Annotated in this window: 5 protein-coding genes; 4 read left to right on the top strand and 1 reads right to left on the bottom strand. The window is 60.1% G+C overall.

The genetic code is table 11. The features are described from left to right. Positions 1-53 precede the first annotated feature (53 nt). A complete protein-coding gene (locus AC07OO_RS25405; RefSeq protein ID WP_495084965.1) occupies positions 54-521 on the bottom strand; it encodes a hypothetical protein in 468 nt (155 codons plus the stop codon). A gap of 287 nt (positions 522-808) precedes the next feature. On the opposite strand from AC07OO_RS25405, the gene AC07OO_RS25400 reads away from it, so the two are divergent. The 4 genes from AC07OO_RS25400 (at position 809) to AC07OO_RS25385 (ending at position 5,040) form a co-directional block, all read left to right on the top strand. Beyond that, on the top strand, positions 809-1,159 hold the full coding sequence (locus AC07OO_RS25400; protein ID WP_495084964.1) for an XRE family transcriptional regulator: 351 nt from the start codon (positions 809-811) through the stop codon (positions 1,157-1,159). Continuing rightward, the gene (locus AC07OO_RS25395; RefSeq protein ID WP_495084963.1) at positions 1,156-1,518 is read left to right on the top strand and encodes a hypothetical protein; all 363 of its coding nucleotides are present in this window, start codon (positions 1,156-1,158) and stop codon (positions 1,516-1,518) included. Before AC07OO_RS25400 ends, AC07OO_RS25395 begins: the two co-directional genes overlap by 4 nt. 82 nt (positions 1,519-1,600) lie before the next feature. Beyond that, positions 1,601-4,318 (top strand): VapE domain-containing protein, encoded by a 2,718-nt coding sequence (locus AC07OO_RS25390; RefSeq protein WP_495084962.1) that lies wholly within the window; start codon positions 1,601-1,603, stop codon positions 4,316-4,318. A 416-nt stretch (positions 4,319-4,734) separates the two neighbouring features. Next, entirely contained in the window at positions 4,735-5,040 is a 306-nt protein-coding gene (locus AC07OO_RS25385; RefSeq protein ID WP_495084961.1) for a hypothetical protein, read from the top strand. The last annotated feature ends 144 nt before the right edge of the window (positions 5,041-5,184 follow it).

Genomic DNA, 5,184 nt, shown 5'->3' with positions numbered 1-5,184 from the left:
TGCAGTCGGCTTCAGATGCTGCGGCGTCAGCTACTGAGGCATTGCACTCCCGGTCAACCCTCCCAGTAGGCAGCCCTTCGAGGGTGTTCCTTGACCGTGATCGCGTGCAGGGCGTCGATTCTGCAGCGCAGACTTGTCTCGTCAAGCGATTGAACGAGCACCGAGTCCTTTCCGCTATCGAAGCAAATCTGGCACTTGTAATGGCGGGGAGTCTTGTCATCCGCGGTCGGCTCGAACAGGTAGACAAAAGCTCCCTTACGGACCTCGAAAAGGACATGCGTCTCGCGCTTTCTGAGTGTTTTCTCCATATCAGTGTTACGCGCGGTTGCTTGCTCGAGCTCCTGGCGCAATCGAGAAATGGTCTCTGACATGGCCAGTGCCCCCATGTTTGCATCGACGAACTTGTCGGCCAGCTCAACCAGTGCGGTTTTGATGCGGCTGTCATCGCGGGCATCCACTGCGGCTTTGGTGAGCTCCAGTGCCCCTTTGAGCGCTGCGAGAGCGGCTGATATTTCTAGCATGGGTAACCCCTTGGTGAGATTGATCTGTGTGAGAGCAATCAGTGTAGCCAAGCGGGTTGCCCATCATTTTTTGGCCGCCCACCGCCATTCGATCCGGCACACCGGACTCCTTGGTGTTGACCTCCCTGACACTGTGGCCGCGCGTGGGAAGACGCTCGGCCTTTGGTGGGCCGGGGCGGTGGGTGCTTTTTTTAACGGTGTTGGTGTGCATGCAAAAAATTTTGCGCTGCATTCAACTGGTAACTCAACCGGTAAGCCGGTGATTTTTTTCTATCGAGGTGACACCCATGCAGCAACAGCAACTGCCCATGTTGACGCACTACGCGGGGCCGCGCCTGGTGCCAATGGATATGGTGGCCAAGGTCACTACCTTTCGCAATGCGGTGCGGCTGTGTTGGATGTTGCGGTTGCGCACCAGCCTGACCAAGCGGGCGCTGGCGGAGGAGGTTGGGCTCTATGCCAGCCACCTGACCGACTATCTGAGTGACGATCCCGACAAGCGTGAGCTGCCGTCCAAGCACATAGCCGCGTTTGAGGTGGCCTGTGGCAACAGGGCAATCACCCAGTGGTTGGTGATGCGAGCCAATCTGACGATTCTGGAGCAGTACATCCAGCAACCGCAGCGGGAGGCAGCATGACCGCCCCGGACACCACGTGTTTGGCTGATGACGCAAGATCGCGCTGCCGTGGGCGGCCCGCAGGAGAGGTGCACCTGGCGCTGTTGCAGGCCGCGCATGCCATCAAGCGGGAGCGGGCTGAGTCGGGCAAGGGTGCCACGCTGAAGGAACTGGTGCACCGCTCGCAGGTGGGCTACAAGGTGGCCCGAGCGATGGTGCCAAAGATGAAGGCGCTGGGGCATTTAGCGGAGTCGGGCCAGCGTGCCGTTGACTACCGCAACCGGCCTGTAGCGGAGTATTTGCCGGTGGGTTCGATGGCGTGTACCGAGGAGGTGCCGGCGCAAGAGCTGAATCACTGCCTGACGGCCTGGGCGAGGTAGACCTACCCATGCCGTTTAACAATCTTCCGGCGCTGGTGCCGTCGGGTGGGTCGAGTGCCCCCTGCTTGTGGGGTGCTGCCCGATGACAGATTCACCGAAGAATCCGCGCGATCCTTTGCCGCCCATCAAATTCGCAGCCTTGGCCGACGCGCTGGTGGCCCGCGCTGACACGCTGGTGCCGATGTGGTTGCCTGGCGGTGCGCTCAAGAATGGCGAATATCTGGTGCATTCCTACTGGCGGTCTGAGAAGACGCCAAGCCTGAGCATCAACCTGACGGGGGCCAATGCTGGCAAATGGGCAGACTTTGGTGGCGAGCACCGGGGCAATGATTTGCTGAGCTTGTATGCGGCTATCCACGACCTTACCCAAAGCAAGGCTGCGGTGCAGCTGGCGGGCGAGCTGGGGTTGGAGGATGTCGCAGGCGTGCAGCATGCAAGGGCGGGGCAAGGGACTGCGCCAACATGGCCCAGGCCAGCACCGCCGCCCGCGCCACCTGTAGCCCATAAGTCGGATGAGGGCTGGAAGACGGTCACACCGGTGCCAGATATTGCGCCGGCTGCTACGTTCAAGCACCAGTATCGAAAGCCTGAAGAGATTCAACACACGGCCATCTACCAGATCGATGGCGCGTTGTATGGCTATGTGGTGCGGTTCAGGACCAGTGACGGTGGCAAAGAGACGCTGCCCTATACCTGGTGCACATCGGCCCGCGATGGGGCTAGTCGTTGGCATTGGAAGCAGTGGGATGAACCGCGGCCGCTGTATTTCCCTGGGGGCATATCGCCCATGGAGGTGGCATATCGGTCACTCCAGCCTGATGGCGAGATCCACAAGGTCACGGTTGTGCTGGTGGAGGGAGAAAAGAAGGCCGGCATCTTGCAAGCCTTGCTGGACGCCACTGCGCCTGGGGTCTACCTGGTGGCGAGCTGGGCCGGTGGCTGCAAGGCCTGGAAGAAGGCGGATTGGTCTTGGTTGAACGGTTGCACGGTGTTGCTATGGCCGGATTGTGATGGCAAGCGCGAGGTGCTGACGCCGAAGGAGCGCGCGGCCTGCCTGGATGATGCCGCCCGCGAGGTGGCGCAGGCGATGAAGCCCTTGTTGGTGCCAGAGAAGCAACCCGGCATGTCGGCCATGCTGGGTATTGGTGCGCTCTTGCGCGATACACACGCATGCTCTGTGCAACTGCTGCCCATACCGGAGCCATTGGATGTGTCGGACGGCTGGGACTGTGCCGACGCCATAGATGTGGACGGTTGGGATGGTGTGCGCGTGCTGGCCTTCTTTGGCGGGGCACAGCCATTGCCGGGTGGTGCCGCCCCTGGAGCCGTAGTCCAGGCCGGGAGTGCCGGTGCTGGAGATGGAGGTGGCAAAAATCGCGATCCCCTCGTTGAAACTGGAGACGATGGGGATGCGTTCCAGGGGCACCTCGATTACATCGTCGGCTCGCTCAAGCTCAAGGGGGTGCACGAGATCGGCGTCACGCGCAAGCTGCTGATCGCGGCGCTGCGCAAGTCACCGGCGCTGCTGGATTGCTTGGGTTTCAATGAGTTGACAGGCGTTCCTAGTACGCGGGTGGCATTCCCTTGGCGCGATGCGCCTGGGCCATTGATAGATTCGGACGATCTGGCGTTTGGTGATTGGGTGAGCAATACGTATCACTTGAAGGCGGCATCCCGCGCGGCCCTGGCCGAGGCTATGGATACGGTGGCGGATTCGCGGCGCTTTCACCCAGTGCGCGATTGGTTGAATGGCCTGAGGCATGACGGTAAGCCGCGGCTGGAAAAGTGGCTGATCCACATACTGGGCTATGACCCGAACGACGCGCAGGCATTGCCCCCAAAACTGCGGCGCTACCTGGAACTGGTTGGGCGTTACATGTTGTTGGGCCTGGTGGCCCGCGTGATGAAGCCTGGCTGCAAGTTCGATTACTCCCCTGTATTGGAAGGCAAGGGCGGCATCGGCAAGAGTACCTTCGTCAAGGTGCTGGTAGGTGAGGAATTCTTTAGCGACACCCACTTCGATATTGGGCAGGGCAAAGATGGCATGGAGCAGTTTGTGGGCGTATGGGCCTACGAGCTGAGCGAGTTGACGGCATTGCGTCGGGCAGACTCGGAGCAGGTCAAGCAGTTCTTCAGTTCGCAAAAGGACCGGTTTCGCGGGGCGTACGGGCGCTTTGTGCAGGACCATCCGCGCCAGTTGGTGATTTTCTGTTCCACCAACAAGAAGCAGTATCTCTACGACACCACGGGCAATCGGCGCTTTTGGCCATTCATGGTGTGGAAGGCGATCAACCTGGATTGGTTGCGCAAGTACCGTGAGCAGTTGTTTGCTGAAGCGGTGGCGCTGTTCAAGAGTGGGGCGAGCATATTCCCGTCACTGGAGGAGGAGGCTGTTTACTTCAAGCCGGAACAGGAAAAGCGCCTGGTTGAGACTTCGGTGCAAAGCCGCCTGTATGAGCTGCTGACACGCGAGGGAGCGGCTGGTGGTGAGGGCAAGTTGACAGTGGAGTTGAACCAGCTCACCACGTTTGTGACGATTGACAAGCTGGTGATGGCGTTGGGCTCTGACCCGGGCAAGGCCAGCACCTTGCTGGAAGGGCAGGTGCGCGGGTGGCTGGAGGCCCACGGCTGGGAGTATGGCCGCGAGACCACTGGGGCGCGCAGGCGGGGCTTCATGCGGCCCGCCGTATGGCCGCCCGTGTTTGATGACGATGTGGATGTAGATGCATCCAATGCAGGAAGTGACAACCGCAATACACAGGCGGATCACCATGAGGGCGATGACGATGAACCATTTTGACCAGCGAAGGCTTTGTGTAGCCGAAAAGGTCGTGGTTCAAGAATCGCGCCGCGCAACAACACACCCAGGACGCAAGATTGGCAGCGTGTGTTGTGGCGCGGTGGCGGGGATGTCATTGCATGCACCCATGACGTAGGTCGCACGCATCAGCCGCGCTGGCGGCTGGGTTGGATGCGTCTACGCCCGCATCCGTCCAGCCGTCCACCGTTTGGCATGGAGCGCACAGCACGGTCGTATTTCCAGAAATACCGAGTTGGAGCTGCTGCATTGTCCAAGCGCGGCGCAGTCTCTCTTAAATGTGCGTACGTGATGTGTGGGTGTGCGCCCGCGCGCTCGCCCGCGAGCGATTGTGTGTATGTGATGACATCAATAGAAGTAGATGGACGGCTGGACGGACGGCAACTCAGGAGTACAGCATGGCAACAGTGGAAGACCAGATTGCGGACATCAAACGGAATATGCCCGAGACCTACAAGAGCATTCAGGACAAGGCCCAGGTTATAGGCAAAGCGGCCTATGGCCTGGTTCGGCGTGGTTTGCGCGGTGAGGCGAATTGCTTCTATGCATTCGAGCGCGGTAGGGTGGTGGGTACGCCTTTTGCGCTGCCAGCGATCACCGATTACATCGCCGGCAAGATGGTGACGTTTGGCTGTACAAACGTTTGCATATGGCCATTATTGGCCCCAACTGCGGAACAGGGGGCAGCGGATGGCGCGCATTGAATGGGTAAAGCACAGGCTGGACAACTGGGCGCTTTGGAAGGATAGGGAGAGCCGGGGCGGGTTGGGTTATGCCACCCAGTCGGTGTTGCTGTCTGATCCTGTGGACAGAGAGCGGGAGTCGCCGTTGCCAGTGGATGATGTGGA

It is taken from the genome of Rhodoferax sp. GW821-FHT07G04, from assembly GCF_059418585.1.
The sequence above is the reverse complement of the archived record's forward strand: the minus strand, read 5'-3'. Positions and strand labels throughout refer to the sequence as shown.

Bases quoted from the DNA above. Each gene is read 5' to 3' on its own strand.
- AC07OO_RS25405 (WP_495084965.1), bottom strand. From the start codon at position 521: ATGCTAGAAATATCAGCCGCTCTCGCAGCGCTCAAAGGGGCACTGGAG.
- AC07OO_RS25400 (WP_495084964.1), top strand. From the start codon at position 809: ATGCAGCAACAGCAACTGCCCATGTTGACGCACTACGCGGGGCCGCGC.
- AC07OO_RS25395 (WP_495084963.1), top strand. From the start codon at position 1,156: ATGACCGCCCCGGACACCACGTGTTTGGCTGATGACGCAAGATCGCGC.
- AC07OO_RS25390 (WP_495084962.1), top strand. From the start codon at position 1,601: ATGACAGATTCACCGAAGAATCCGCGCGATCCTTTGCCGCCCATCAAA.
- AC07OO_RS25385 (WP_495084961.1), top strand. From the start codon at position 4,735: ATGGCAACAGTGGAAGACCAGATTGCGGACATCAAACGGAATATGCCC.